Source organism: Nocardia inohanensis NBRC 100128 (assembly GCF_001612945.1).
In the GTDB taxonomy this organism is placed as follows: Bacteria; Actinomycetota; Actinomycetes; order Mycobacteriales; family Mycobacteriaceae; genus Nocardia; species Nocardia inohanensis.
In genome coordinates this window covers 1078033-1104281 of record NZ_BDBK01000002.1, presented here as the reverse complement: position 1 = coordinate 1104281, position 26249 = coordinate 1078033, and the positions used below count along the sequence as shown (strand labels likewise).

Annotated in this window: 25 protein-coding genes and 3 tRNA genes; 9 read left to right on the top strand and 19 right to left on the bottom strand. The window is 67.0% G+C overall.

All coding sequences use genetic code 11. The annotated features are described in order from the left end of the window. Positions 1–98: 98 nt before the first annotated feature. The 3 genes from NI1_RS11295 to NI1_RS11285 are packed head-to-tail and all read right to left on the bottom strand — an operon-like array spanning position 99 to position 3708. Positions 99–1499 (bottom strand): FAD/NAD(P)-binding protein, encoded by a 1401-nt coding sequence (locus NI1_RS11295; RefSeq protein WP_067817748.1) that lies wholly within the window; start codon positions 1497–1499, stop codon positions 99–101. Next, positions 1451–2698, bottom strand: a complete 1248-nt coding sequence (locus NI1_RS11290) for an MFS transporter (RefSeq protein ID WP_067817745.1) — start codon at positions 2696–2698, stop codon at positions 1451–1453. Before NI1_RS11290 ends, NI1_RS11295 begins: the two co-directional genes overlap by 49 nt. After that, the gene (locus NI1_RS11285) at positions 2668–3708 is read right to left on the bottom strand and encodes a ketoacyl-ACP synthase III family protein (RefSeq protein WP_067817742.1); all 1041 of its coding nucleotides are present in this window, start codon (positions 3706–3708) and stop codon (positions 2668–2670) included. The genes NI1_RS11290 and NI1_RS11285 overlap by 31 nt, the downstream gene beginning before the upstream one ends. 212 nt (positions 3709–3920) lie before the next feature. On the opposite strand from NI1_RS11285, the gene NI1_RS11280 reads away from it, so the two are divergent. Continuing rightward, positions 3921–4355 (top strand): helix-turn-helix transcriptional regulator, encoded by a 435-nt coding sequence (locus NI1_RS11280; protein WP_067817739.1) that lies wholly within the window; start codon positions 3921–3923, stop codon positions 4353–4355. On the opposite strand, the gene NI1_RS11275 is transcribed toward NI1_RS11280, so the two are convergent. The 4 genes from NI1_RS11275 to NI1_RS39830 all read right to left on the bottom strand — a co-directional run bounded on the left by NI1_RS11275 (position 4288) and on the right by NI1_RS39830 (position 6499). Then, positions 4288–5352 (bottom strand): hypothetical protein, encoded by a 1065-nt coding sequence (locus NI1_RS11275; protein WP_067817736.1) that lies wholly within the window; start codon positions 5350–5352, stop codon positions 4288–4290. The two genes, NI1_RS11280 and NI1_RS11275, sit on opposite strands and share 68 nt — an antisense overlap. A gap of 5 nt (positions 5353–5357) precedes the next feature. Continuing rightward, a complete protein-coding gene (locus NI1_RS11270) occupies positions 5358–5831 on the bottom strand; it encodes a hypothetical protein (protein ID WP_157535047.1) in 474 nt (157 codons plus the stop codon). Positions 5832–6216: 385 nt separating this feature from the next. Beyond that, a tRNA-Met gene (locus tag NI1_RS11265) sits at positions 6217–6290 on the bottom strand. An 83-nt stretch (positions 6291–6373) separates the two neighbouring features. After that, a complete protein-coding gene (locus NI1_RS39830) occupies positions 6374–6499 on the bottom strand; it encodes a hypothetical protein (RefSeq protein WP_281179486.1) in 126 nt (41 codons plus the stop codon). Between the two features lie 108 nt (positions 6500–6607). On the opposite strand from NI1_RS39830, the gene NI1_RS11260 reads away from it, so the two are divergent. Further along, positions 6608–7039 (top strand): type II toxin-antitoxin system Rv0910 family toxin, encoded by a 432-nt coding sequence (locus tag NI1_RS11260; protein ID WP_067817731.1) that lies wholly within the window; start codon positions 6608–6610, stop codon positions 7037–7039. A gap of 53 nt (positions 7040–7092) precedes the next feature. On the opposite strand, the gene NI1_RS11255 is transcribed toward NI1_RS11260, so the two are convergent. Next, positions 7093–7166 (bottom strand) — tRNA-Met (locus NI1_RS11255). A 149-nt stretch (positions 7167–7315) separates the two neighbouring features. After that, a complete protein-coding gene (locus NI1_RS11250; RefSeq protein WP_067817729.1) occupies positions 7316–8542 on the bottom strand; it encodes a cytochrome P450 in 1227 nt (408 codons plus the stop codon). A gap of 36 nt (positions 8543–8578) precedes the next feature. Here NI1_RS11250 and NI1_RS11245 point away from each other — a divergent pair, with 36 nt between their 5' ends. After that, on the top strand, positions 8579–9448 hold the full coding sequence (locus NI1_RS11245; RefSeq protein ID WP_067817725.1) for an enoyl-CoA hydratase/isomerase family protein: 870 nt from the start codon (positions 8579–8581) through the stop codon (positions 9446–9448). Here NI1_RS11245 and NI1_RS11240 read toward each other — a convergent pair. The 4 genes from NI1_RS11240 to NI1_RS11225 form a co-directional block, all read right to left on the bottom strand. Continuing rightward, positions 9402–10424 (bottom strand): TIGR03617 family F420-dependent LLM class oxidoreductase, encoded by a 1023-nt coding sequence (locus tag NI1_RS11240; protein WP_067818260.1) that lies wholly within the window; start codon positions 10422–10424, stop codon positions 9402–9404. The two genes, NI1_RS11245 and NI1_RS11240, sit on opposite strands and share 47 nt — an antisense overlap. Positions 10425–10763: 339 nt before the next feature. Beyond that, positions 10764–11531 carry a trans-aconitate 2-methyltransferase gene (locus tag NI1_RS11235; protein WP_067818258.1) on the bottom strand — a complete coding sequence of 256 codons (768 nt, stop codon included), beginning with the start codon at positions 11529–11531 and terminating at the stop codon, positions 10764–10766. Between the two features lie 11 nt (positions 11532–11542). Then, positions 11543–12121 (bottom strand): TetR/AcrR family transcriptional regulator, encoded by a 579-nt coding sequence (locus NI1_RS11230; RefSeq protein ID WP_245663160.1) that lies wholly within the window; start codon positions 12119–12121, stop codon positions 11543–11545. 2 nt (positions 12122–12123) lie between these two features. Then, positions 12124–12621, bottom strand: coding sequence for an SRPBCC family protein (locus NI1_RS11225; RefSeq protein WP_067818252.1), 498 nt, complete (start codon positions 12619–12621; stop codon positions 12124–12126). A gap of 54 nt (positions 12622–12675) precedes the next feature. Between NI1_RS11225 and NI1_RS11220 the strand changes: the two genes are divergently transcribed. Continuing rightward, entirely contained in the window at positions 12676–13728 is a 1053-nt protein-coding gene (locus tag NI1_RS11220) for an LLM class flavin-dependent oxidoreductase (protein WP_084522922.1), read from the top strand. Between the two features lie 60 nt (positions 13729–13788). Here the strand turns inward: NI1_RS11220 and NI1_RS11215 are convergent. Further along, positions 13789–13862 (bottom strand) — tRNA-Met (locus NI1_RS11215). A gap of 499 nt (positions 13863–14361) precedes the next feature. Between NI1_RS11215 and NI1_RS11210 the strand changes: the two genes are divergently transcribed. Further along, the gene (locus NI1_RS11210) at positions 14362–14889 is read left to right on the top strand and encodes a transglycosylase family protein (protein WP_067817722.1); all 528 of its coding nucleotides are present in this window, start codon (positions 14362–14364) and stop codon (positions 14887–14889) included. 86 nt (positions 14890–14975) lie between these two features. On the opposite strand, the gene NI1_RS11205 is transcribed toward NI1_RS11210, so the two are convergent. Then, positions 14976–15824 carry an SDR family oxidoreductase gene (locus NI1_RS11205; protein WP_067817719.1) on the bottom strand — a complete coding sequence of 283 codons (849 nt, stop codon included), beginning with the start codon at positions 15822–15824 and terminating at the stop codon, positions 14976–14978. Between the two features lie 212 nt (positions 15825–16036). Further along, positions 16037–19027 carry a UPF0182 family protein gene (locus tag NI1_RS11200; RefSeq protein ID WP_067818248.1) on the bottom strand — a complete coding sequence of 997 codons (2991 nt, stop codon included), beginning with the start codon at positions 19025–19027 and terminating at the stop codon, positions 16037–16039. Positions 19028–19241: 214 nt separating this feature from the next. On the opposite strand from NI1_RS11200, the gene NI1_RS11195 reads away from it, so the two are divergent. After that, complete coding sequence (locus tag NI1_RS11195; RefSeq protein WP_067817716.1) at positions 19242–19847, top strand: PPA1309 family protein; 606 nt, start codon at positions 19242–19244, stop codon at positions 19845–19847. 13 nt (positions 19848–19860) lie between these two features. Here NI1_RS11195 and NI1_RS11190 read toward each other — a convergent pair whose 3' ends face one another. Further along, a complete protein-coding gene (locus NI1_RS11190; RefSeq protein ID WP_067817713.1) occupies positions 19861–20886 on the bottom strand; it encodes a YlbL family protein in 1026 nt (341 codons plus the stop codon). Positions 20887–20971: 85 nt separating this feature from the next. Here NI1_RS11190 and NI1_RS11185 point away from each other — a divergent pair, with 85 nt between their 5' ends. From NI1_RS11185 to NI1_RS11175, 3 genes are all read left to right on the top strand, one after another. After that, positions 20972–22543 (top strand): zinc-dependent metalloprotease, encoded by a 1572-nt coding sequence (locus tag NI1_RS11185; RefSeq protein ID WP_084522921.1) that lies wholly within the window; start codon positions 20972–20974, stop codon positions 22541–22543. A gap of 82 nt (positions 22544–22625) precedes the next feature. Then, the gene (locus tag NI1_RS11180; protein WP_067817710.1) at positions 22626–23525 is read left to right on the top strand and encodes a TOMM precursor leader peptide-binding protein; all 900 of its coding nucleotides are present in this window, start codon (positions 22626–22628) and stop codon (positions 23523–23525) included. Between the two features lie 44 nt (positions 23526–23569). After that, complete coding sequence (locus NI1_RS11175) at positions 23570–24955, top strand: ABC1 kinase family protein (RefSeq protein WP_067817707.1); 1386 nt, start codon at positions 23570–23572, stop codon at positions 24953–24955. A gap of 290 nt (positions 24956–25245) precedes the next feature. Here the strand turns inward: NI1_RS11175 and NI1_RS11170 are convergent, their stop codons facing one another. Together NI1_RS11170 and NI1_RS11165 are read right to left on the bottom strand one after the other, a co-directional pair. Then, positions 25246–25479, bottom strand: coding sequence for a WhiB family transcriptional regulator (locus NI1_RS11170; protein ID WP_084522917.1), 234 nt, complete (start codon positions 25477–25479; stop codon positions 25246–25248). A 237-nt stretch (positions 25480–25716) separates the two neighbouring features. Then, positions 25717–26082, bottom strand: coding sequence for a hypothetical protein (locus NI1_RS11165; protein ID WP_067817701.1), 366 nt, complete (start codon positions 26080–26082; stop codon positions 25717–25719). Positions 26083–26249: the final 167 nt, after the last annotated feature.

The following is a 26249-nucleotide window of genomic DNA, read 5'->3' as shown; positions in this document are numbered from 1 at the left end:
AACGTGCACCGTCGACCCGCCGTAATGGTGGATCGCCGGGGCGAGGTATCGACCGGTGGAATAACCGTCGACGATTGCTATCAGTGGCGACATCCGACTCAGTTCCTTGTGACCTGCGCGGTCAGCGATGAGGCCAGCGCGACTGCTTGCCGCGCGGCGGCATTGAAGTAATTGGGGATCGCGAGCGCCGCACCGCTCGCCGGTCCCAGGTAATGAATGGCAGACCCATCGCCGGGCCGCGTCGCGGTCGGTGTCAGCGTGCGGGAGTGGCGGCTGACCGCGGTCAGCCCCGTGGCGTCGATCGCCACGTCGGCGAGGATCGGGCCGCGATCGGAGTCGATCGACACACCACGCGCACCGAATACCGGCTCTCCCACGGCGCGCGCACACCGCAGCTTGCCCTGCGCGGTGGCCGTCAGCAGTTCCCGCGCCACCGCTTCCGGCACCGCGGAGACGTACCGCCGCACATGCCGGGTGTACCAGCGCTGCAATGGCATTCGGCGATTCGACGGCACCGCCGGCCAGACCGCGTTGGCGACGGTCACGGCATTGCGATCGATTCGCTGCCAGGCGCGACTGCCGGTGAGCGTGTGCTCGAGATCTGCCCGCAACTGCCGGATCGGGTCGGAGTGCCTGGGCGGGAACAGATTCGGCGCGCCGCCCTGGCTGTACAGATCCTCGCGCACCAGGCGCCGCCACCGCAGTACGTCGCCGGGCCGATCCAGCGCGGACGGTTCCAGAATCGCCGTGGCGGTGAGGATCTCGCTCGGACGTTCGACCATCTCCGAGCGCACTGCCGGAAATCGCGCAGAGCGGGACACCATGACGATCTCCCCGCCGGAGTTGTGTTCCCGCACCAGACGTGCCGAGTCGATCGCGCTCTGACCCATGCCGAGCACCGCGATCCGGCCCGCACGCGCGAGCCGATCGAGATTTCGCGAGGTCTGGTACGCCGGCCACAGCGCGCCGGTCGATTCTCGGCAACGCCGAGCGGTCTCGTCGGAGGTTTGCAGCCCGGTGCACACCACCGCTCGATCCACCGGAAACCGGTCTCCCGCATCGGTGGCGACCACGACGCGACCGTCCTCGGGCGTGATCCGAACCGCGCTGTCCGGCAGGTGGTCGACCAGAATCCCGCGCGCGGCGCAGTCGTCCATCGCGCGGCGGAACTGGTCGGACAGATAGGCCAAGAACAACCCGCGCGGCACATACGAATCCGGTGTCACCGCGGATCGGTCTATCCCCCAACGGGTTCCGTGTACCAGGTCCGATCGCAACCAGCGCAGATGATGGTCCGGGTCATCCGGGAAGATGCTGTTGACCCCGACACTGGTATTGCACAGCAGGTATTCCTCGTCGTGATCGAAGGCGATGCCCGATCCCGGAAGCCGCGGATCGACGAGCAGTATTCGGCCTGTGCGCCCCCAGCCGAGGCGTGCCATATTCGCCATCAGAGCGACCCCTGCCGCGCCGCAGCCGACAATCGCAATGGATTCCATGTTCTCGAACCTTCTCTGGGCCTTCCGGCGAAATATCCGCATCCGGCGAGTGGGAGCATGAGGAGTAAGAGCGCGGCCGAGGGAACCGCCCACGATCCGCTCGCCGCACGCAACGCTCCCGTCAGTAGCGGCCCGGCGGCGGCCACGAGATAGCCGAGGGACTGCGCCATCGCCGACAGTCCGGTCGCTCGAACCGCCGACGCGGCACGGAGATTGATCAGTGTCATTGCCAGCGCCAATTGCCCGCCCTGTCCCAGCCCCAGCAGGACCGCCCAGACCAGCGCACCGTGCGCGCCACCGGCCAGGACGCCCGTCAAGCCGAGGATCGACGGGGCCACCACCGCGAGCGCCAGCCCGCTCTGAGCGTGCAGGCGCGTGGCGAGTATCGGCACGAAAAGCGCTGTGCCGATACTGGATACGCTCAGCGCGGTCAGAACCAGCCCGGCCTGCCCGGCCCCGAGACCCCGCTCGCGGTAGATCGTGGGCAGCCAGGAGATCAGCGAATATGCCAGTAGGGATTGAATTCCCATGAACCCGGTGACCGTCCACGCGGTCGGCGATCTCAATATGTCGATATCCCATGACGTTCTCTCATTTCCGGCCATCCCGTTGCCGGCATGGGATCGGGCGGGCACACCGGCTACCCCGGCCAGGCTCGCGGCGGCGATGACCGCGGGTCCGGCCCAGGCCAGCAGGGTGATGCGCCAGCTGTGGGTCAGGTGCTGGTCGAGCGGCACCGTGAGGCCCGAGGCGATGCCCGCGCCGGCGCTGACCAGGGCGGTCAGCACCCCCGTCACGACCCCGATCCGGTCCGGAAAGAGCATCCGAATCAGCACCGGCCCAAGGACATTCGCCACCGCGATGCCCATTCCCGCCAGCACCGTTCCGATCACCAGCGCTTCCCACCGCGGTAGCCCGCGCAGCGCGGTACCGGCGGCCACGAGTAGCAGGCATCCGGCCAGCACGGCGGGCACCGACCGGCGTCGGGCCAGACGCACCGCCGACATTCCGAACAGCCCGAAACACAGGACCGGACCCGTGGTCAGCAGCGCCGCGGGCACGGTACCGAGCCGGTAGTCGCGCATGATCTCGGGCAGCACCGCGGAGACACTGCCGAAGAGGGATCGAAGGGTGAATCCCAGCAGCGCGATCGCGAGTAGGCCCGGTATCAGTCGGCGGGCTTCTGCACCACAACGCATGACCACGAACAACTTCCGCCACTGCTGGCGATGACGGCGATCTCGCCGGGCTCGAGCATCTTCAGCTCGAGCAGGTCGGTGATGTTCGCGAAGAGATCACCGGCGCCCAGGTGCCCGGTCCGGCCACCCAGATGCACGATCTCGGCGCGCACCGTGTCCTGCAACGCCGGCCAGAAGGCGCGCTCCAGTAGCCCCCGACCGATCCGGGGCACCACGGCGTAGCGAATTCGCTCGTCGCCGTTCTCGATTCCGGCATGGTCCAGGGCCTGCCGCACGGATTCCATGAGCTTCTCGCGGACCGCGCGCACGAACTGTTCTATATCGAGTGTGGCGCAGAACGCGGTCTTCAGCCGGGTGCCGTCGATCGGCATGCGATGCCACAGCGGATGCGGTGACCAGACATCGTCACCGCGGCACAGACCTTCGAACTCCGGCGCCGTCGCCGTGCCCAGCGACAGCAGCCGCAGTTTATCGGTCTCGCCGTCGCTGCGCCCCAAAACCAGTGCGCCACCGCCGTCTCCGAGCGCGCAATCGCTGTCGACGCCCCAGCGGTTGATCGCCGGCGGGCAGAATCGGTCGCCGCTGGTCGCCAGCGCGTAGCGCGTTTCGGGATCCGCCATCAGAGTGATGGCACCGAGCTGGACGGCGGTCGGCCCGCCATTGGACATTTGGTGAATACCGAAGGCGGTGGCCGACCTCGCGCCGACGCCGTCCGCGACATAGTGCGCGGGCGACCACAGATCGTGGCCCTGATAGAACAGCCAGCTGTGGGCGACCAGGCCGATGAGCGCGGGGTCGATACCCGCCTCCTCGATGGCCCGGCGTCCCGCGAGCACGGCCATATCGGGCGGACCCATGGTGTCCTCGGCGACGGTGACCGCTTCGATTCCGATGCGCTTGGCATATTCCCGAGTAAGTAAACCCGCCGCGATCGCTTCATCAGCCGTTTGCGTCGTGTCCGGCAACCAGGCCGCCGCGCCCTTGATGCTAAGTGCGCCAAGAATTTTCATTGACTATCTCATCCCCATCCACTGCCCTGCGGATATGCCACAGCATAATCATTTTTCTGTGGCATACGGGACGCCGGTCACGGAAGTGTGCCCTGGTTCACAATCGAGCAGGCCCTGCTATCGATTCACCACTGATCGGGATCCCGACATGGCCGAATGCTGCGATGCTGTAGCATGATTCGACGCCGAGAAGGGGAAAGTGGTGGCTTGACATGGGCGAGGCAGCGGCCTTCTCCGAACGACTCGAATATCTGTTCCGCACGATGCCCAACGCCCAGGGCCACCGGTACACCGCAGACGAGATCGCCCGGCGCGCAACCGAACTCGGATACCCGATCTCGGCCGTGTATGTCTCCCAGCTACGTTCGGGGCTGAAGCAGAATCCCTCGCTCAAACACGCCGCCGGGTTGGCGGCCGCGTTCGACGTGGACATCCGGTTCTTCACCGATGACGAGGCCTGGCAGCGGGGTCGCCAGGAGATCGAATATCTGCGGCTGGCCACCGCGCCCGATATCGAGGCGCTGGCCTTCCGGGCGATGGATCTCTCCCAGCAGTCCATGGCCTCGCTGATCGACTACCTCAAGTTCCTGCGCGTGCAGGAGGGCCTGCCGGCCGACCCGCCGGAACTGCCGGAACCCCGGCACTGATCTGCCGGGTGCGGAACAACGCCGCGGCCGCCAATTCGTATGCGGCATGGTGGGTTCGGTCGTGCTCCACGGCACGGATGGTGTCGTGATCGAGCCGGTGATACGCGGCCACCATCGGTTCGTCGCGCTGCAACAGCCGCAGGCCGTCACTGATCTCGATCAGCATCTCGGTGACCCGCGTTTCGGCCCGCAGGCTCATCCGTGTCCGGAAGCGCACCTGCGGGTAGCGCTGCATCAGCCAATGATGCAGCGGCTCGAGCTGTTCGACATACGACATCGCGATGCGCGCGCTGTTGAACGCGCCCACCACCATCGGGCCGAAGGTGCCGACCACGAGCAGCACGCCGACGGTGATCTGCAGGACCACGGTGACGATCTGCCCCCAGGACGGCGGCACATCGGGCCAGAACGTGACCACGACGATCACCCAGAGCTCATATCCGATGAAAACGACGGTCGTCCCGGTCAGCACCGCCAGCAGCTTGCGCCGCCACGCGATCTCCTGCCGATATGCGCGAGCGGCCGCGCGGGCCAGCGGGTACACCGCGTGAATCACCGTGACCGCCTGGAGGATCCAGTAGATCCGCATACGCGGGACGGCGGCCAGTTCCCACCCGTAGCCAACTCCGTGCGGCCGCTGTGCCGAGGTGGCGAACAGAACGATCAAGACGACGGCGACCGTGCCGTACACCGCACGCACCGTCAGGGCGCGGCGGCGACTCGGCGGATCAGCCGACAGGTAGTGCGACCAGTACAGCATGGACAGCGCGAGCGCGGCCAGGATGCACAGATGACTCAGCAGATACGCGGAGTTGACCCATACCGCCGCGAACAACGTCTCCGAGCGCGGCGTGATCAGCAGATAGCTGACGCACAAGAGCGCCAGCACGGCGATCGGGGCGCGCTGGCCGCGCGCGCCCTGCGGCGGCAACTGCCAGATTGCCGCGAGCACGCCGACGAATAGCAGGCTCGCCACCGCGGCACTGAACTGCACCATGGCGTCTACTCGATTCGGGTGCGCGGAACACCAAGCGCGGTAAGCATTTTGGCGCTTTCACTGGTGCCGCTTCCACTCCACAGGATGGTGCGCAGGGTGCGGCGTGCGAACGCCTCTGCCTCCCGTTCGACACCCACATCGAACGACGACCGGTACCGCCCGTGCGCGAAGTTCGCGATGGCCCGCGGGCCCAGCACCGAACACATCGCCAGCCCCGCGTCGATCCGCAACTCGATCGCGGTGTGACCGTGCAGGATATGACCGGCCTCGTGCAGCACGGTATTGATGCGGGCGATCGTCGGCAGGGCGGCGTCGTACTCGATGAGCTCTCCCCCGTCGGTATGCAACCACCGGCCCGCGACCGCCGGCGGCAGCGTGGTGCTGGGGGCGATCCGCACCGGGATTCCGCTGACTTCGAACAAGATCCGGCTGAACTCCGGCAGTGTGAACGGATACAGCTGTGCGGTGTGTCGTTGCACCGCGGTCAACGTTCGGCGTCGCGCGCTTCGCGTCATGCTCGTAGTCCGGACCGCGCTGTCAGCGATTCCCCTCGCGCCCAGGACCATTGGCTAGCTCCAGACCATCGCTCATGGATTCGGACAGTACCGGCTTCTACCGTTCGCTGTCCAAATGAATGTGAGACACCCTCACAGCATGAGTATCGTGTTCGTGAATCTTCCAGATCCGTTGCCTCACAGCAACATCGGTTCGCGAGGCGTGCTCGGCACCGCACCGCACCGCCGGCTCGGAGGCCGAGCGCCCCTCCCTGACGGACCGCGCTCGATGTCGAAGCGGGGTGTGTTGAACATCGGAGAGAACGAGAAACGGCTCCGGAACCAGTGGTTCCGGAGCCGTTCGCCGTAGTAGCGGGGACAGGATTTGAACCTGCGACCTCTGGGTTATGAGCCCAGCGAGCTACCGAGCTGCTCCACCCCGCGTCGGGTAGACATAACCGTACACAGGGGCGGGACCTAGGACCTAATCGTGTGGTCAGAAGCTGTTTTTGCTTCCGACCGTGTGGTCAGATCCCGTCGTCGCTCTTGCTGGACGGCGGATTACCGGTGGTGAAGTCGGTGTCCGGGCGGTTGCTCCTGGACCGCCGGCGCAGTAGGACGACGCCGACCAGCACTGCAATGCCGATGATCACGAAGATTTCCATAACCAGCAGGTACCCGATGTCGTCGGACTCATTCGTGTGCGAAACGACAGCCTGCCCCTGTTAGAGCTACATCCTGTAACAGATATTATCGCTGTCGTGGCCAAGCTCAAGGTTTCCGTAGATGTTCCGATCCCGCCCGACCAGGCCTGGTCGCACGCCTCCGACCTGCCTGAACTGGACAAGTGGCTGACGCTGCACGAGGGGTGGCGGGGGCCGGTTCCCGAGGGGTTGACCCCGGGCACGCGGTTGGTCGGCGTCGCGACCGTGAAGGGGTTCCGCAATCGCGTCACCTGGACGGTCAAGACCGCTGAGCCGCCGAATCGGCTGGTCCTCAACGGGTCGGGCATCGGTGGAACGAAGTTCGGCATCGAATTGCGAGTGGCCGCGGCACCGGGTGGATCGAAGGTCACCGCCGACTTCGACCTCGGCGGCGCACCACTGTTCGGACCCATCGGTTCGGTGGTCGCCCGCGCGCTTCGCGGGGACGTGGAACGGTCCCTGGAGCGATTCGTACAGCTGTACGGCTGACAGTTGAACAAGAAGAAGGCCCGGAACCTGGTGGTTCCGGGCCTTTATCGTAGTAGCGGGGACAGGATTTGAACCTGCGACCTCTGGGTTATGAGCCCAGCGAGCTACCGAGCTGCTCCACCCCGCGTCGGTATGTACAACCCTACACAGGTGCGGAGACCAGGGCCTAATCGTGTGGTCAGAGGGGGTTTATGAGGTTGGGCCGGTGGGGGTTACGGATTCGGGCGGGTGTGGGAATCGGCATTCTCAATCGGCGGGGCGTCGCCGCCGCGCGGGTCAGCTGTAGGCGACTCGCCAGTGTTTGATGCCGTTGATCCAGCCCGAGCGGAGGCGTTCGGGCTGGGCGAGCTGGCGCAGGTTCGGCATGGCGTCGGCGATGGCGTTGAACATGAGGTCGATTTCGAGGCGGGCGAGGTTGGCGCCGACGCAGTAGTGGGTGCCGGTGCCGCCGAAGCCCAGGTGCGGGTTGGGGTTGCGGAGGATGTCGAAGGTGAACGGGTCGGTGAAGGCGGTCTCGTCGAAATTGGCTGAGCTGTAGAACATTCCGACACGATCACCCGCGGCGATGGGTTGGCCGCCGAGTTCGGTGTCGCGGGTCGCGGTGCGCTGGAAGGCGGTGACGGGGGTGGCCCAGCGGACGATTTCGTCGGGGGCGGTGCGCGGGCGCTGGGCGCGGAACAGCTCCCATTGGTCGGGGTGATCGACGAAAGCCTTCATGCCGTGGGAGATGGCGTTGCGGGTGGTTTCGTTGCCCGCCACCGTCAGCAGGATCACGAAGAAGCCGAATTCGTCGGATCCCAGCGCCTCGCCGTCGAGATCGGCGGTGACGAGCCGGCTGACGATATCGTCGGCGGGGCAGGCACGGCGCTGTTCGGCCATATTCCAGGCGTAGCCCAGGATTTCGGCCGCGGCGGCGAGCGGGTCGTCGTATTCCGGATCGTCATAGCTGAGCATTTGATTGGACCAGTCGAACAGCCGATGGCGATCCTGCTGCGGTACACCGAGGAGTTCGGCGATCGCCTGCAATGGGAGTTCGCAGGAAACCTGCTGTACGAAGTCGCCACCACCGGTCTTCTTGGCCTCGTGGACAATTCGCTCGGCACGTTCGGTGAGGGCCGCACGTAATCCCTCGACCGCACGCGGTGTGAAGCCCTTGGAAACGATGCGGCGGGTTCGGGTGTGCTTGGGCGGATCCATGTTCACCAGCGACGCGCCATTGAGTTCCATCTGCTCGGGGGTGGTATCCGAGGGCATGCGGATGATCGCGCCATTGCGGCTGGACGAGAATAGTTCCGGCTGCCTGGAGATCTCGCGAATATCCTCGTGCCGGCTCACCACCCAATAGCCTTCGTCACCGAAGGGCGCCGCCTGTTCGGGCGTTTGCGCATTCCACCATACGGGTGCGTTCCGGCGCAGTTCGGTGAATTCCGCGATGGGGCTCCGGGTCGCCCAGAGTTCGGGGTCGGTGAAATCGAATCCGGCTGGTATCAATGGATTCGGCATGGTTGCTCCTGCGTTCGTTTCGAAGGATGGTCAGTGATGGAGTTCGAGACTCTGCGAATGGAGGTCGATGAGGGGATCGCGGTAGTGACCCTGAATCGGCCCGCGCGGCGCAATGCCTTCACCGGTGAAATGGGTGCGGAACTGACCGCGGCATACCGCTATTGCGACGGCGCGGACGAGGTCCGGGTCGTAGTGCTCACCGGTGCGCCGCCCGCCTTCTGCGCGGGCGCGGACCTCGGGGCCGGGGATCGCACCTTCAGCGAGTCCGGTGCGGAGTTCAGCGCGGCGGGAATCGCGTTGCCCGCCTGGCGGATTCGCAAACCTGTCATCGCGGCTGTCAACGGTCACGCCTTGGGCATCGGGCTCACCTTGGCCTTGCAAGCCGACCTCTGCCTGATGGCGACGGACGCCAAATACGGTGTGCTGCAAGTGCGCCGGGGGATGATCGGTGACGCTTACTCGCATTGGGTGCTGCCGCGACTGGTGGGTGTCTCCCGCGCCGCGTACCTGCTGCTCACCGGGGACACCTTCGACGGGCGGCGGGCCCGGGAGATGGGCCTGTGCCTGGAGACACTGCCGGCGGACCAAGTACTCGGCGCGGCAATGGAATTGGCGCGCGATATCGCCGAGAACACCGCGCCGCTGGCGGTAGCGGCCAGCAAACGGCTGCTGTGGTCGTCGTTCGAACGCGACTCGGCGGGCGTGGGCGAGTCGGAGACCGATCTGCATCTGCTGCTGATGGGTCATGAGGATGCCCGCGAGGGTGTGCGGGCGTTTCAGGAGCGACGCTCCCCCAAGTGGACCGGCCGCGCGAGCGAACTGCCCGAATTCGACGGAAATGCTTCGGATGCAGCGGGTTTCAGGCACGAGCAGGCACCCGATGCAGCGCCGACACCAGATCGATGAGGTATCGGTCCGGCGGCGAGCATCCCGGAAAGTAGACGCAGACCCGTTCCGCGACATCACCGAACCGCCGGCCGATCTGATCGGCGCACTGCTCCGGCGTCCCGCGCACCGCCACCGCCGACAACAATCCGTCATCGATCAACTCGGCCATCTCCGCGACCGCGCCGCGTTTGGTCAGGGCGTGCAATCGGGGCTGAAGACTTTCCCGCCCTTCCTCTTCCAATACGGGAAGGTAGGCCGGTGTCGAACCATAGAAGGCGACGAGCCGGCGCACCGCCGCATCGGCTTCTTCCAGTTCGGCGGCGTTCCGGCCAACCGCGGCCATCACCTGCGGAATCACCGCGAAATCCGGTAGCTCGCGCCCACTGCGGTCCAGCCCGGCGCGCACCGCCGCCATCGTGCGATGCCGGAAGTGCGCCTCGGTATTGAAGGGCATCACCAGCAGCCCGTCCGCGACCTCCGCGGCGGTGCGCACCATGAGCGGTCCCAGCCCACCCAGCAAAACCGGCGGTATCCCGGCCGGATTGGGCCCGGGATCGAATGCGGGCGGCATCAAGGTGTGCCGCGTGAACTCGCCCCGGAAGTCGAGCGGGGTCCGCGCCTGCCACGACCCCAGAATCGCCTTCACCGCCGAAACGAACTCGCCCATCCGCGCGGCCGGCCGCGACCATGTTGCGCCGTAACGGTTTTCGATATGCGGCCGCACCTGCGAGCCGAGACCCAGCCGGAACCGTCCGCCGCTGGCCAGCTGTAGATACCAGGCCGCGTGCGCCGCGTGTAATGGGCTGCGCGGCAACGCGATCGCCACATTCGTCATCAGCTCCAGCGGAACCCTCGGCGCGACCGCCGCCAATGGCAGGAACACATCGTGCCGTCCCTCGAACGTGAACAACCCGTCCGCTCCCAGCGCCGCCAGCTCGGCCGCCCGCGCGACCACTCGATCCGGCCGCGCGTCCAGCTGGAGATCCACCTTCATGCTCATCCGTCCTCCCGGCGCGTGTCCCGCCCACCCAAACACCACGCCGGCCCGGAAATCCGCCGCCGGTTCCATCCAGTGAAACCAGCCCATCCGCCGCCCGGGTCGCCTCGATACCGTTGCCCAGGGAGGTCTTTCGCCATGCACAGTGCAGTGACAGCGACCCGGTCGTCGATGATCGAACGCATGACGGAGGTGCTCGACGCCTTCGCCACCGGCCCCGACCGCCGCACCCTCCGGCCGCGGCCTGCACCCCCGCCGCATCGCCCCGCTCGTATCAGCGGCCGCCCGCCGCATCGGCACCCGTCTCGACCCCTGAAGCCAAGACTGCGCCCCGGATCACCCCGCCGTCCGAGTGACGACGAAGACCCGGCGGAAGGGGAGCCAGGTGGTGCCGTCCGGCTGCCGGGGATACTCGGCGCGGAGCAGCGGGGCGAGCTCGGCGCGGAATTCGGTCCAGTCGGCATCCTCGAGGACGTCGCGGACGGGGGTGAGGGCGGTGCCGGTTACCCATTCGAGCACGGGGTCGGGGCCGGTCAGGCGCTGGAGATAGGTTGTCTCCCAGGCATCCACGACGCATCCCGCCGCGGTGAGCAGCTGGGCGTATCCGGCCGGGTCGAGGATCGCGCGGGGCTCCAGCAGCTGGGCCGAGGCCAGGTCCGTCCGCCAGCGGTCGGCGGCGGCCAGCGCGCGGATCGCCCGATGGGACGGCGCGTCGAAATTGCCGGGGACCTGGAACGCCAGCCAGGCTCCGGCCGGCAGCTCGCGCACCCATTTCGCCAGCAGCTCTTGATGATCGGGCACCCATTGCAGGACCGCGTTGGCCACCACCACATCGGTGTCCGCCGCCGGCCGCCAATCCCGCACATCCTCGAGCTCGGCGTCGATGCCCCGTTCCCGTGCGGCGGCGACCATCTCGGGTGAGGAGTCGGTGGCCTCGAGCTCGGCCCCGGGCCAGCGGTCGGCGAGCGTCTCGGTGAGATTGCCGGGCCCGCAGCCCAGATCCACCACCCGCCGCGGCCGGTCGGCCCGCACCCGGTCGATCAGGTCGAAGAAGGGCCGCGCCCGGTGATCATCGAAGGCCAGGTATTGCTTCGGATCCCACATGGGTGTCAACGCTAGTCACTCGGGCCGCCCGCCGCCGCGACCAGCAGCGGCTCCAATTCGGCGGCGACCTGGTCGAGGGGTTGCAGGGAACGCTCGACCCGGCACAGCACGATCGCGCCTTCGATCGCCGAAAGCGACAGGGTGGCAAGGCTTTGCGCGCGGGCGGCGGGAACGCCGGACGCGGTGAGCGAGGCGACGAGGGCGGCGCGCCAGCGGGCGATGACGGCGGCGACCCCGGGGTGCAGGGCGCGATCGTCGTCGGTGCCGCCGACCGCGACCGCGACGGCCGGGCAGACCGCCTGGAAGTCCGCGCCTTGCAGCAGTTTTCGCCAGAATTCGACGAGCCGGTGCATGGTCTGGGCGGGAGCGCCCGGCTGTTCGATGATGGCGGCGATGGCATCGGCGGCCAATTCCAGGCTCTCGCTCAGCAATTGCCGGCGGCCACCGGGAAAGTGGTGGTACACCGACCCGCGCGGCGCACCGGTGCGCGCCAGCATCGCATCGATGGTGACGCCCGCCGAACCGCGTTCGCGCAGCAGCTCCACACCGCCGAGCAGCATCTTGCGTTTGGTCGCACCGCGCTCCGCCACGGCTACGCCTCTGCTTCCAGCGCCGCCTTCACGGCAGCGAGATTGGCCCGCATATTGCGTTCCCACTCGACCAGGCGATTGGCGACGATGCGGGCCTCTTTCTCGGGCATGGCGGTGATGGCCGCGTTCAGGCCCGAGGGTCCCGGGCCCATCCGGCCCCACTGCCGCACGATCACCCCGGAGCTGGCCGGATCGAGCTCGAATCCCCAGGTGGCGCTGACGCCTTCGGGCCCCTGCACCGCCCACACCCAGCGCCGCTCCGGCTCCACCTCGATCACCTCGCACACGGTGCTCCAAGCGCCCAGGGCGTCATGCCGATTGGTGCCCCGGAAGCGCGCGCCGACCGCGACCCGGTCCGAGTCGCCGACCCACTCCACCGCGGCCAGTTCCTCGGAGACCCGGGACGGCAGCGTGATGTCGGTGACCAGCGCCCACGCCTGCGCGGCGGTGCAGGCGACGCGTTCGGAGACTTCGACGGTCGGTTGATCGCGATAACGCACGGTGAAACCTTTCGGGGTTCCCAACAACGGTTTCTATGATCTATAACATAGTCCATGGTCGCATCGGATTCCGCACGAAAACCGCTGCAAGTCGGCGTCGCCATCGAACCCCGCCTGCCCGGCGCGGCGGATTTCGCGATGGAGGCCGAGCAACTCGGCGTCGCCTCGCTGTGGGTACCGGAGGTGTGGGGTTACGACGCTCTCACCGGTCTCGCCTACCTGGCCGCCAAGACCACCTCGATCGGCCTGGGCACCTTCGTCGTGCAGCTGGGCTCACGCTCCCCCGCGCTGCTGGCCACCTCGGCATTGAGCTTGCAGGAGCTCTCCGGTGGGCGGTTCCGGCTCGGCATCGGCGTCTCCGGGCCGCGGGTGATGGAGGGCTGGCACGGCGTGCGGTTCCGCAAGCCGGTGGCCACCACTCGCGAAACCATCGAGATCCTGCGATTGATCGGTCGCGGCGAACCGCTCGAATACGACGGCGAGGTCTACACGCTGCCGCTGCCCGACAGTGCCGGACGTGCGTTGCGACCGCTGGTCGCGCCGCGTGAGGTGCCGGTCTACGTAGCCGCGATGGGCCCGGCGAACCTGCGCCTCACCGGTGCGGCCGCGGACGGCTGGCTGGGCAATGCCTTCGTTCCCGAGGCCGCCGGGGTGTTCCTGGACCCGCTGCGCGAGGGCGCGGAATCGGCCGGGCGCAGTCTCGCCGACCTGGATCTGGTCGCACCGGTGGCCGTCGAGTTCGCCGAGGACGAAGCCGATGCGGCGCAACGGGTACGCCGCCACGCCGAGGGCTACGCGTTCACCATCGGGGCGATGGGCGCCGCCGGTCGCAACTTCTACAACGAGGCTTTCACCCGGCTCGGCTACGGACCCGCGGTGGAGCGGGTGGCCGAGCTCTGGGCGTCCGGCAATCGCGAGGAGGCCCGGCGGGCGGTGCCGCTCGAGCTCGGCAGCCACACCAATCTGGTCGGTACGGAAGAGGCCATCGCGAGCCGGATCGAGGGATACCGGGCCGCCGGGATCTCGACTTTGCTGGCGAAGCTGGAGACGCCGTTCGAGGAGCAGTTGATCACGCTGCGCCGGCTGCTCGATCTGATTCACGGCTGAGCGGTTTGCTGGAAATACGAAAATGGCCCCGGAACATTGGTTCCGGGGCCACTTCGTTAGTAGCGGGGACAGGATTTGAACCTGCGACCTCTGGGTTATGAGCCCAGCGAGCTACCGAGCTGCTCCACCCCGCGTCGGTGAACACAACATTACACACGGGTTGGAGAGGGAACCAAATCGGCTGGTCAGACGCTGTTCTCGGCGGTGTGACGAGATGTCCGGCCGCGATCATGGTCGATCCGGCCAGCCGATGAAAATGTGAATCAGAGGCACTTCACGCGCGCGTCGACCAAAAATCCGCGCGAAAACGTGACTGGTGCCACATTTTCACAGTGAGTTGGATCACATCACGGGGGTATAACAGACCGTTCGGATTACGCAATTCCAGCATAGCCAACCTGCATCAACGGCGTTTTTATCATCATTCGCTTCATGCAATTCTGAAGTTATCAAGACGTGATCTGCCGAGATCCAGTCGTTATCGTCTGAAGCGGCCCGGATCAAACCTGTGATGGGCTCCGACTCGAACCGCTGCACGCCGGCAACCCTGCCCCGCGGTCGAGTACCCCGAGTCCTGGGGGCAGGGACCGGCAGCGAATGCCGAGGTCAGCGGGCACAGGGAGGGACATCGCTATGAAACAGAACCGGAAGATCAACACCCGCGTCCTCGGCCTCGCCGCCGTGACCGGCGCCCTTGTTGCCGTCCCGTTCGGCTTCTCCGCAACCGCTTCCGCCGCTCCGGCCCACGACTGGGACGGCGTCGCCCAGTGTGAGAGCGGCGGCAACTGGGGTATCAACACCGGCAACGGCTACTACGGCGGCCTGCAATTCTCGCAGAGCACCTGGGCCGCTAACGGCGGCACCGGCACCGCCAGCACCGCCAGCAAGGCCGAGCAGATCCGCGTGGCCGAGAACGTGCTCGCCACCCAGGGCGTCGGAGCCTGGCCGGTCTGCGGCCAGTACCTGCGCGCGGGCGCCTCCGAGCCCGAGCCGCAGCCCGAACCCGTCGCTCCCGCCCCGGTCGAGGTGACCGACCGGCAGGCCATGATCGAGCAGGCCAAGAACGTCGCCGGCGATCTCGCCGGCCAGCTCGGCGTCCAGGACCAGTACCAGTCCGTTCTCACCCAGAACGCGGCGCTCATCGAGTCCTGGGGTCGCTGACCCGAAAACTCCTTCCCCATACCGGAAGTAGCGAAAGGCGCTGCCGTCAATGTCGACGGCAGCGCCTTTGGTTCATCCGAACCCGCTCAGGCCGCGGCGAACTCGGTGCGATGCGCCCGCACCCAGTCCCGGAAGTCGCGCGCCGGGCGTCCGGTGATCAGCTCCACCTCCGGATGCACGACCGAGGTGAAGGACTCCAGCGCGGTGGCGCGCAAAGCCATGATGGCCGCGGCCATTTCGGGTTCCACGCCGTAGGACAGCAGCGACTCGCGGGCCGCCTCCGGGGTGGTCTCGACAAAGCGCAGCGGACGGCCGAGCACCGCCGCCAGGATCTCGGTCTGCTCCCCCGGCGAAAGTGCGCGCGGACCACTCAGCGGATAGATCCGCCCCGCGTGCCCCGGCTCGGTCAGCACTCGCACCGCGACGGCGGCGATATCGTCCGGATCGACCACCGCGATGCGGCCCTGCCCGAACGGCGCGCGCACGGTCCCGTCGCCGCGGATACTGCCGGCCCAGTGCAGAGCATTGGACATGAAACCCAAGGGCCGCAATATCGTCCACGGCACCCCGCAGCCGCGCACCGCCACCTCACCATCGCGATGCCAGCGCGGAATCGGATCCGAGGCGGTGGCGTCACCTGCGCGCCCGGAGGACAACTTCACGATGTGCCGCACGCCCGCGGCCGCCGCCGCTGTCGCGACATTCGCGTCGTACTCGGCGAGGTGAGGTCCGGACGAGAGCAGGAACACCTGCTCCACCCCGTCGAGTGCGGCGGCGACATCGGCGGGCTCGCCGAGATCACCCGGCACGATCTCGACGCCCTCGGGCAGGTTCGCGGGCCGGCGGGCCAGCGCTCGGATCGGCGCACCCTGTTCGAGCAGCCGATCGATCACGGCGCGGCCGACGGTCCCGGTTGCCCCGGTCACGAGAATCATTGGTACTCCTCTGGATCGGTATTCCTACCGACCAGCCTGCGATCAGCGCGCGAACCTGACCATCTTCCGGAGGAAAGCCGCGTCAATCCTCCAACGAGGCGGGTCTTTCCGGAGCTTTCCGACAGAAAAGGGCACGGCGGCAAAGGGTTCCGGAAACGACGAAGGCGCTGCCGCCCCGGGGGACGGCAGCGCCTTCGCGCGATCGGATGCGGTTAGCCGCCGGACTTGCTGTAGGCGTCCACTGCCGCCTGCAACTGTTCGAGAGCCTTGCCCAGTTGACCGAGGTCACCGGACTTCTGAGCGGCGTTCACCGCTTTGAGGGCGTCGTCGAGTTGCTTGACGGCGGCGTCCCGGCCGGTGCTGGCCGGCGGGGTGGTGCCTTGGTTCGGTGGCGCGGTGCCCTGATTGGCCGGGGGCTGGGTTTGCTGACCCGGTTGATTGGTTGCGGCACTACCGGTTCCGGGGAGCACTTTGTTGAGCGCCTCCTCGACCGTCGAGCCGTAGCCGACCTTGTCGCGATAGCTGGCCAGGACCTTCACCAGCTGCGGGAAGGACGGGGCGTTGGTGCCGGCGGTATTGCGCTCCAGATACCAGGGTTCGATATAGAGGATGCCGCCGTCGCCGACCGGCAGCGTCAGCAGGTTGCCGTATTTGATCTTGTTGACATTGCCGCCGGTCAACAGGTTCCGGTCCCTGGACACTTCATCGTTGGTCGTCATCGAGGTCTGGGTCTGGCCCGGGCCCGGCGTCTGTGAATCAGCGGGCAGCTTCAACACCGTCAACTTGCCGTAGTTGTCCGGATCGGAATGCGCCTGGATGTAGGCGGACAGGAAGTTCCGCTTGTAACCGACCATGACGCTGGTCAGGGTGAACGCGGACCTGCCGGACTTGGGATCACCGATCAGCTGGTAGTACGGCGGCTGATGGGCGCCCGCGGCCGCACCCTCCTGGGTCGGATCATTGGGCACCGACCAGAAGGCGTTGTTGGTGAAGAACTCTCGCGGATCGTCCACGTGGTACTTGGCCAGCATCTCGCGCTGCACCTTGAACAGATCCTCGGGGTAGCGGAAGTGCGCCCGCAGATCCGGGCTGATGGCGCTCTCCGGCTGCACCGCGTTCGGGAACACGCCCATCCACGCCTTCAGCACCGGATCGGTCTGATCCACCTGGTACAGCTTGACGGTGCCGTCGTAGGCATCGACGGTCGCCTTCACCGAGTTGCGGATGTAGGAGACCTCCTTGCGCGGCACCAGCCGGCCGGTGGTCTGGTCGATGCTGTCCTCGACCACGCCGTCCAGCGAGGTGCGCTGAGCGTACGGGTAGCTGTCGAGGGTGGTGTAGGCGTCGACGATCCAGACGATCTTCTTGTCCACCACGGCCGGATAGACATCGCCGTCGGCGGTCAGCCAGGGTGCCACCTGCGAGACGCGCTCGCGCGGATTGCGATTGAAGATGATCTTCGAATCCGAGCCGATGGCCCCCGAGAACAGGATGTTGCGCTCGGCGTACTTGGCCGCGAAGGCGAACCGGTTGAACCAATTGCCCAGCGACACACCGCCCGCACCGGTGTAGGTGTACTGCTGGTTGTCCCCGTCCGGCCGGTCGTACTCGCGCGGGGGCTGGCCATTCGCGCCGACGATGGCGTAATCGGACTCGCCCTTGGAGATCAGCTCACCGAAGTAGATGCGCGGATTGTCGACCGGGATGGCCTGCTTGTCCTTGGGCGTGAACAGGTCACTGACCGTGGACAGATCGCCGACATTGAACACCGGGTAGCCGTAGCCGCCGCCGGAGTCGCTGCCCGCCGCCGCCTGCGCGGCCTGAGTGTCCTTGGGCGGGGCCACATTCACCCGATTGGCCGGGGAGGCGACGAAACCGTTGCCGTGCGTGTACACGGTGTGCTGGTTGATCCAGTCCTTCTGGTTGTCGGCCAGGTTCTGCGGCTGGAGTTCACGCGCCGCCACCACGTAGTCGCCGATCTCGCCGTTCACCGTGTAGCGGTCGATGTCCAGCGGATCGGGGAAGCCGTAGAAGTTCTGGAGCTGCTGATTGCGCTGAATGAAGGTGGGCGTCAGCAGGTTCGGATCCAGCAGCCGGATGTTCTTGATGGTCTGCTGGTCGGCCGTCACCGTCGACGGATCCTTGGTGGCCACGCCCGGATAGTCCACATAGGTCACCTTGTCGGAGGTGATCCCGTAGGCGTCCCGGGTCGCGGCGATATTGCGCTCGATATAGGTGGTTTCCTTGGTGGCCGCGTTCGGGCGCACCGAGAACTGCTCCACCAGCAGCGGCCAGACCGCGCCGACCAGCACCGAGGACAGCACCAGCAGCACCGCCGCCATGGCCGGAATCCGCAAGTCGCGCAGCACGATCCCGGCGAAGAAGGCGATGGCGCAGATCACCGCGATGGAGAGCAGGATCAGCTTGGCGGGCAGCACCGCGTTGATATCGGTGTAGGAGCCACCGGTGAAGGTCGGCTCCTTACGCGTACTCGACAGCAGCGCGTACCGGTCGAACCAGTACGCGATCGCCTTGAGCAGCACGAACAGTCCCGCCAGCACCGCCAGCTGGATGCGCGCCGAATTGCTCAGCGTGCCCTCGCGCCCGGCCAGCCGCAGCCCGCCGAACACGTAGTGCGTCACCAGGTTCGCGAAGAAGGCGATCACCACGGCGACGAACAGCCAGTTCAGCACCATGCGGTAGAACGGCAGATCGAAGGCGTAGAAGCCGACGTCGATATTGAACTGCGGATCCTTCACGCCGAAAGAGCCGCCGTGCAGGAACATCTGCACCGTGACCCAGCTCGACTGCGCCACCAGCCCCGACAGCACGCCGATCAGCAGCGGGATGCCGAGACCGAACAGGCGCAGCCGGCTCATCACCGTGGTGCGGTAGCGGGCGATCGGATCGCCGGGACCGCTGGCCGGCACGAAGACCGGACGCGAGCGGTACGCCAGCAGCAGCGCCACCCAGATGATGGCCGCCACCACCCCGGTGACGATCACGAACAACAGGATCCGGGTCAGCAGGACCGTGTGGTAGACACCGCGGAAACCCACCTCCCCGAACCAGAGCCAATTCGTATAGGCGTCGGTGAGCCGAGGCCCGACCAGTAACAGAGCCGCCAAGGCCAAGGCCGTCACCAACAGCACACGGCTGCGTCGCGACAACGAAGGTAAGCCGGTCGGGGGGCGCATGCCCACGATGCCACTCTCCCAGGGTCCGGCGACGCCCGCGCCGGGAAGAGACCGGCCGGTGCGCCGCAGTCCGATGATGAGTTCGGTCCCACGGGACCGTTCGCGCCCCACTCTACGTAAAACGCCCGGAATTAGAGCCCAGGGAGGGGGAACTCTCCGGCCGCGGCCCTCCGCGCAGGGCCGCGGCAAGCGGGACTGGGCACGATGCGAGGATTGTCGGGTGAACCCTGAGCAGTGGGCGGCGTCGGCCCTGTACCGGTGTATCCGCGAAGTCGCGGAGTATGTGGACGGTGAAGGCTGGGAACGAGCGCCGCAGATGTTTGCGCTGGTACCGACGGCCGACCTGGTCGCGGCCGAGCCTTCGCTGCTGGATCAGCTCGACGCCGAGAACGCCCTGACTCCCATTGCGCAGGAACCGTTCCCGGACGATGTCGCGGTGGACCGGCACGCCATGGAGGAGTACCTGGCGACCACCAGCTGGCCGCCTTCGGTCGAGGGTTGTGTTCTCGTACAGCAGATCGTGGTGCTGCCGCCGACCGCCGAACAATCGCTCGACGATGCCATCGCGCCGCTGCTCGCCGATGACGACGCGGCGGACCGCGCCGGGCGTCAAGCCGCGGCCGAGCACCCGGAACGCCGGGACGCGCGCCTGTTCGCGGGCGTGCTGCGGGACGGGACTTCGCTGTCGCTGCTTCAGGTTCGGCCGACCGAGGACGAGGAAGATCCCTTCGGCGATCTCGAACTGCGCACCGCCCCGAACCTGGCGCCCAATCTCGTCGAGGCCCTCAAGCAGACCCTGGAGAACGATCCGGACGAGTTCGCCTGAGCCGAGGGGAGGGTTATCCGCAGCTGGGAGTGTCTTTTCCGGCGTTGATGTCCTCCAGCGATTGCACTGCGCCCGCGAGGTTTTCGACCTTGACCAGGCGCAGCCCGTCGGGAGTGCGCTGCACGGCCTCGTTGCAGTTGGCGGCCGGGACCATGAAGGTCTCGGCGCCGGCTTCGCGCGCGGCGATCATCTTGTACTGGATGCCGCCGATCGGGCCGACCTTGCCCTCCGGGTCGATGGTCCCGGTGCCCGCCACGAACTTGCCGCCCGACAGCTCACCGGGGGTCAGCTTGTCGATCAGGGCCAGGGTGAACATGAGTCCGGCTGACGGACCGCCGATTTCGGCCAGGTTGAAATCCACCTGGATGGGCCCGCTGGCGAACTCGCCCGGCGCGATGCCCAGGTAGCCCTTGTTCGCGTCCTCCGGCTTGGGCGCGAGGGTGAGCTCCGCGGTCTGCTCCGCTCCGTCGCGCTTGAACACCACCGGGATGGTGGTGCCCGGCTTCACGGTCGACACCGCCGCCACCACATCCTTGGCCGTCGCGATCGGCTTGCCGTCCACGCTCACCAATTCGTCGCCCTTGCGCAGCACATCCTTGGCGGGTCCGTCGTCGAGCACCGCGCGCACCTTCACCACGGTCGGCATTTTCAGATAGCGCAGGGCCGCGAGTTCGGCATTGTCTTCGGAATCCTTGAACTCCTGCTGATTGTTCTTGTCGATCTGGTCACGCGACACACCGGTCGGATACACCTCGGCGCGCGGCACCAGTCCGTGATCGCCATCCAGCCACAGTCCGAATGCCTCGAAGATATTCAGCCCGTCGCGAACGGAGACGGTCGTCATATTCAGATTTCCGGTGGTCGGATCGACCGCCGCATTCTGCACTTCGACGACCTGTTTTCCCTCTACCGACCCCAGCGTATTGAACGTCGGCCCAGGTCCGAGCGCCACGAACGGGATGGTGACGACGCTGCCCGCGATACCGAGCGCGAGAATCGGGATCAGGGCGGCGAGCAGGGTGAATATCCGACGGTTCACGCGGCCAAGGGTACTGGTGCGGCGGCCGAATGCCGCGTTCCGCTCGGCGGTTCGCCCACTTCCGGGCTCCAGTACCGTGGTGGGTATGAGTGACTTTCCGTTCGGATTCTCGAATCGCGACGACGACCCGGAGCGCAAGCCCGGTGATGGGTCGGGCGGTTCCGGTGCGAACAACCCGTTCGGATTCGGGGTCGGCGGTCCGGGCGGGGCGGGCGGATTCGATCCGTCGCAACTCGGTCAAATGCTCAGCCAGCTCGGCGCCATGTTCAGCACCATGGGGCAACCGGGTGCCGCCGCGAGCGGCCCGGTCAATTACGACATCGCGAAGCGGCTGGCGCGCCAGCAGCTCGGCGCGAGCGTCACTCCCCTGACCTCCGGTTCGCGCAGCGCCGTCACCGATGCCGCGCACCTGGCGGAATTGTGGCTGGATCCGGCGACCACCTTCCCGGCGGGCGCCACCAAGACCACCGCGTGGACCGCCAACGACTGGATCGAGGAGACGCTGCCGACTTGGAAGCGGCTCTGTGATCCGGTGGCCGAACAGGTTTCGGGCATGTGGACCGCCACGCTTCCCGCCGAGGCCAAGGAGTTCGCGGCCCCGATGTTCGGAATGCTGGGCCAGATGGGCGGACTCGCCTTCGGCTCGCAGCTCGGCTCGGCGCTGGGACAGCTCGCCAAGGAGGTGCTGACCTCCACCGATATCGGCCTGCCGCTCGGCCCGGCCGGTACCGCGGCGCTGCTGCCCACGGCCATCGCGGAATTCAGCGAGGGACTGGAGCAGCCGGAGAGCGAGATCCTGGTGTACCTGGCCGCGCGGGAGGCCGCGCATCAGCGGTTGTTCGCGCATGTGCCGTGGCTGCGCCAGCAGGTGCTGGGCGCGGTCGAGGATTACGCGCGCGGCATCAAGATGGACTTCTCGGCGATCGAGCAGGCCGCGGCCGGGCTGGATCCGATGCAGCTGGCGGCGGATCCGTCCAAGCTGGAGGAGCTGCTCGCGCAGGGCACCTTCGAGCCGCAGACCACGCCCGAGCAGAAGGCGGCGCTGGAACGGCTGGAGACCCTGCTCGCGCTGATCGAGGGCTGGGTCGAGACCGTGGTCACCGACGCGGTCTCCGATCGGCTGCCCGGAGCGGGCGCGCTGGCCGAGACGCTGCGCCGCCGGCGTGCCACCGGCGGTCCGGCCGAGCAGACCTTCGCGACGCTGGTCGGTCTGGAACTGCGGCCGCGCAAGGTGCGCGAGGCCGCGGCGCTGTGGCGGCGGCTCACCACCGATGCCGGGGTGGAGAAGCGGGACGGCGTCTGGGCGCACCCCGACCTGCTGCCCGATTCGGCGGATCTGGATTCGCCGGCCGGGTTCATCGATTCGGTACTGGGCGGCGGGACAGCGGCTTTCGACGATCCGATGGCGCAGTTGGCCGAGACGCTCGAGAAGGAGCGGCTCGCCAAGGAGGGCGGGGCGGGGTCCAAGAGCGACGCCAAGCCCGAGAGCGAGGCGCGGGCCAAGGAAGAGACGAAGCCCGAAGGCGAGGCGCGGTCCAAGGACGACGCGAAGTCCGAAGGCGGGGCGAAGTCCGAAGGCGGGGCGAAGTCCGAAGACGACGCGAAAGCTGAGGACGACACCGACAAGCCCGGCGAAGCGGGCGGTTCAGCTTCCTGAACTTGTGGATAACCCGCGAAAGCGCTGATGAACAAGCGTTTTCGCGGGTTTTTCCGTATTCGGGGCGGTCCATGCTTTCGGTATGACCAAGCTGGCCGGAACCCGCGGACCGATACTGCATCCTCGAATCACCGTGCTGCGGCGGCCCGATGGGGCCGTCCAGCTGGGCTGGGGTCCGGGGGCGGCCGTAATCCTGCGCCCGCCGGGACCGCCGGACGCCGGGCACGCCTTCGTGCGGCTGCTCGACGGGATGCACACCGCGCCGGAAATCCTCTGGCAGGCACACACATTGGGGCTCGAGGTCGAGGCCGCCCGGACCCTGCTGGACGGGTTGGACGCGGCGGGACTGCTGGCGCACGAGCAACCGCGGGCCCGGCTGCGGCGGGTGAGCGTGTACGGGCGCGGGCCACTCGCGGACCGGATGCTCGACGGTCTGCGGCGAATGGGGCTGCGGCCCCGCCATATTCGCGAATACCCGCTCGACTGCCCGGAACCGGACCGGCCCGATCTGGCGGTGCTGACCGATGCGCTGATGCCGGAACCCGGACTGGTCCGGGATCTGATGCGCGAGCGGGTCCCGCACTTGCAACTCCGCATTCGCGACGGCCACGGCGTGATCGGACCGCTCGTGCTGCCGGGCGAGACGAGTTGCCTGCGCTGCGCGGACCTGCACCGCTGCGATCGCGATGCCGACTGGCCGCATCTGGCCGCGCAACTGCTGGGCCGCGTCGGCTACGCCTCGCTCGCGGACCTGGCCGCCACGACCGCCGTGGCGCTCAAGGAGATCGAGACGATCGCTTACAGCGAAGGCGACTACGCACCGGCGACGCTGAATACCACTCTGGAACTGGATCTCGAATCTCATCGTCTCGAGCACCGGCCCTGGAGCCCGCACCCGCGCTGCGACTACTGCGCGCAGGGCGATTCGCGGTCCGCCCCGGTCCCGGAATCGCGCAATGATAGCCACGGAGCGGGAATGTGACGGATACCACTAGGGTCGATGACCCGCGAGAACGCCCAATTACCATGGCACTCCGTCTGAGACATCGGCATGATGGGGACGTGTCAGAGATTGTGAGCCGGCGCTCCACCCGCAATGCCAAGTTGGCCAAGATTCCACTCGGCATCGCCGGACGAGCGGCCGTGGGATTCGGTCGCAAACTGGCCGGGGGCGACAAAAAAGAGATCAATGCCGAACTCAACCAGAAGGCCGCCGAGCAGTTGTTCGCGGTGCTCGGTGAGCTCAAGGGCGGGGCCATGAAGTTCGGTCAGGCGCTCTCGGTGATGGAGGCCGCCGTACCGGAGGAGTTCGGCGAGCACTACCGCGAGGCGCTGACCAAATTGCAGGCCGCCGCACCGCCCATGCCCGCCGCCGCGGTGCACCGGCAGCTCGATCAGCAGCTGGGAACCGGCTGGCGGCAACGCTTCCGGCACTTCGACGACGCCCCGACCGCTTCGGCGAGTATCGGGCAGGTGCACAAGGCCGAATGGTCCGATGGACGCATCGTCGCGGTGAAGGTGCAGTACCCGGGTGCGGACGAAGCCCTGCGCGCGGATCTGAAGACCTTGAACCGCATGGCCTCGGTGATCAGTTCGGTGATTCCGGGCCAGGATGTGAAGCCGGTGCTCGCCGAGATCAGCGAGCGCACCGAGGAGGAACTCGACTACCGCATCGAGGCCGGGCATCAGCGGCAGTTCGCCAAGGCCTTCGACGGGCATCCGCGTTTCCTGGTGCCGAAGGTGGTGGCCAGCGCGCCCAAGGTGATCGTCACCGAATGGCTGGACAGCGTCGGCTCGGTGGCCTCGGTCATCAAGCAGGGCCAGGAGGATCCGGAAGGCACCCTGGAACTGCGCAACCGCGTCGCCACGCTGATGGGTGAATTCCATTTCAGCTCACCGGCTATCGCGGGCCTGCTGCACGCCGACCCGCACCCCGGCAACTTCATGGTCCTCGCGGACGGCCGCCTCGCCGTCATCGACTACGGCGCCTGCGCCCCGCTGCCGAACGGTTTCCCGCCCATCCTCGGCCAGATGGTGGCGCTGGAGGTCGAGCAGCGCTACGACGAACTGGTCGAGCTCATGTACGCCAACGGTTGGGTCATCCCCGGCAAGAAGGTGACGCACGAGGAGATCCAGAACTACCTGCGCCCCTTCACCGATCCCATCAAGGACGAGACCTTCCACTTCACCCGCAAGTGGATGCAGCGCGTCGCCGGCAAGGCCACCGACATCTCCAACACCGACATGATGAAAACCGCTCGCGCCCTGCAACTTCCGGCCGAACACATCATGATCTTCCGCGTCCTCGGCGGTTCCGTCGGCATCTGCGCCCAGCTCGACGCCGAAGTCCCCTTCATGAAACTCATGGAGGACTGGGTCCCCGGCTACAAGGAATACCGCACCGCTAGCTAACCGACGAGCAACCCGCAGCCCGCCAGGGTTCGGGGAACGAGTCCCCGGGAAACCACGAGAGTTCCCCCGCCCCAAGGGGTTCGGGGGTGAATCCCTGAGAGCCACGAGAGTCCCCCCGCCCCAGGGGGTTCGGGGGCGAAGCCCCTGAGAGCCACGAGAGTTCCCCCATCTCAGGGGGTTCGGGGGCGCAGCCCCTGAGAGCTACGCGAGTTGTCTTACAACGCAAAACGACCCGCTTACCGAGTGGTAAGCGGGTCGTATGCGTGCTATGCCCCCCGATGCGGGGCGGCTCATGCCACCGCGATCTTGCGCGGGCGGCCACGCGGGCGCTTGCGGGCGATCACGACACCCTGGTCGAAGATCTCACCGCCCCAAACACCCCACGGCTCGGCACGATCCAACGCGGCGGACAGGCAGCCCTTCTGGATCGGGCAGCTGGCGCACAGCGCCTTCGCCTCTTCCAACTGGGCGGGGGCCTCGGCGAACCACAGGTCCGGGTTGCCGGCTCGGCAAGGCAGGGTCATGGTGACTCCCCGGCGAACGCGGGTAGTGGGGGCCACGGTGTTGCGGCATGTCACGCGGTCACGGATAACCGTGGTAGACACGTCGTTCTCCTTCAGCTCGTGCAGCGGTCTTTTTCTTGTGGGAGACGCTGTGGTTGTCTTCCGCGAAACCGGTGCCGGTGGCTGAGGTGCCGATAAAACTATGGCCACGGTTTCGCTTCGAGGCGATCCGTGGCCAGGAGGTCTGGGAGGTTGTCCCTACCTGAGTCGACTTCGGTGTCGGCTCTTGATCACGGTCGCTGAGTTGGTACGGGGGCGGGCTGCCAGCAGATGGGCCGGCTCGAAGGCTCCGGCTTCTTCTGCTACGACGGCACCGGTGCTCGCATACGCGAACGCCGGCTGCCAGCCACCCATGGGCTTGTCCTGCTTGGTAATGACAATCGCCTGGTCGGCTTGGACTTTGCTTGCAAAGTTCTGAAGACCAAGATCGCCACTCACGCGGGACAGACGGATCCCCTGAAGGGAGAGGATGCGTCCGGAGGCGGAATCGACGGACGTGGCGAATGCCGAATTGACATCGCAGACGCGAGCGCCGTTCAACCCGAAGTTCACGGTGCTGTTCATCGTTCTGCCTCCTTCCTGTCTCAATGCCGATGTGATGCCTGTGCGCGCCCGGGGAGACCCCGGGTGCATGTGAACCACCCTAGGTAGTCGTACGGATGCGCACAACCTATTTTTGACCAGCGGTTTTATGGTCTTGCGCACGAGCCGCCGTACCCGCATGCTCGCCT

Coding starts and splice junctions, on each gene's coding strand:
- NI1_RS11290 (WP_067817745.1), bottom strand. CDS start 2,698: ATGCGTTGTGGTGCAGAAGCCCGCCGACTGATACCGGGCCTACTCGCG.
- NI1_RS11170 (WP_084522917.1), bottom strand. CDS start 25,479: ATGACCCTGCCTTGCCGAGCCGGCAACCCGGACCTGTGGTTCGCCGAG.
- NI1_RS11240 (WP_067818260.1), bottom strand. CDS start 10,424: ATGAAGGTGGATCTCCAGCTGGACGCGCGGCCGGATCGAGTGGTCGCG.
- NI1_RS11245 (WP_067817725.1), top strand. CDS start 8,579: ATGGAGTTCGAGACTCTGCGAATGGAGGTCGATGAGGGGATCGCGGTA.
- NI1_RS11275 (WP_067817736.1), bottom strand. CDS start 5,352: ATGGTGCAGTTCAGTGCCGCGGTGGCGAGCCTGCTATTCGTCGGCGTG.
- NI1_RS11175 (WP_067817707.1), top strand. CDS start 23,570: ATGGCACTCCGTCTGAGACATCGGCATGATGGGGACGTGTCAGAGATT.
- NI1_RS11205 (WP_067817719.1), bottom strand. CDS start 15,824: ATGATTCTCGTGACCGGGGCAACCGGGACCGTCGGCCGCGCCGTGATC.
- NI1_RS11185 (WP_084522921.1), top strand. CDS start 20,972: ATGAGTGACTTTCCGTTCGGATTCTCGAATCGCGACGACGACCCGGAG.
- NI1_RS11165 (WP_067817701.1), bottom strand. CDS start 26,082: ATGAACAGCACCGTGAACTTCGGGTTGAACGGCGCTCGCGTCTGCGAT.
- NI1_RS11180 (WP_067817710.1), top strand. CDS start 22,626: ATGACCAAGCTGGCCGGAACCCGCGGACCGATACTGCATCCTCGAATC.
- NI1_RS11235 (WP_067818258.1), bottom strand. CDS start 11,531: ATGTGGGATCCGAAGCAATACCTGGCCTTCGATGATCACCGGGCGCGG.
- NI1_RS11285 (WP_067817742.1), bottom strand. CDS start 3,708: ATGAAAATTCTTGGCGCACTTAGCATCAAGGGCGCGGCGGCCTGGTTG.
- NI1_RS11295 (WP_067817748.1), bottom strand. CDS start 1,499: ATGGAATCCATTGCGATTGTCGGCTGCGGCGCGGCAGGGGTCGCTCTG.
- NI1_RS11250 (WP_067817729.1), bottom strand. CDS start 8,542: ATGCCGAATCCATTGATACCAGCCGGATTCGATTTCACCGACCCCGAA.
- NI1_RS11210 (WP_067817722.1), top strand. CDS start 14,362: ATGAAACAGAACCGGAAGATCAACACCCGCGTCCTCGGCCTCGCCGCC.
- NI1_RS11220 (WP_084522922.1), top strand. CDS start 12,676: ATGGTCGCATCGGATTCCGCACGAAAACCGCTGCAAGTCGGCGTCGCC.
- NI1_RS11280 (WP_067817739.1), top strand. CDS start 3,921: ATGGGCGAGGCAGCGGCCTTCTCCGAACGACTCGAATATCTGTTCCGC.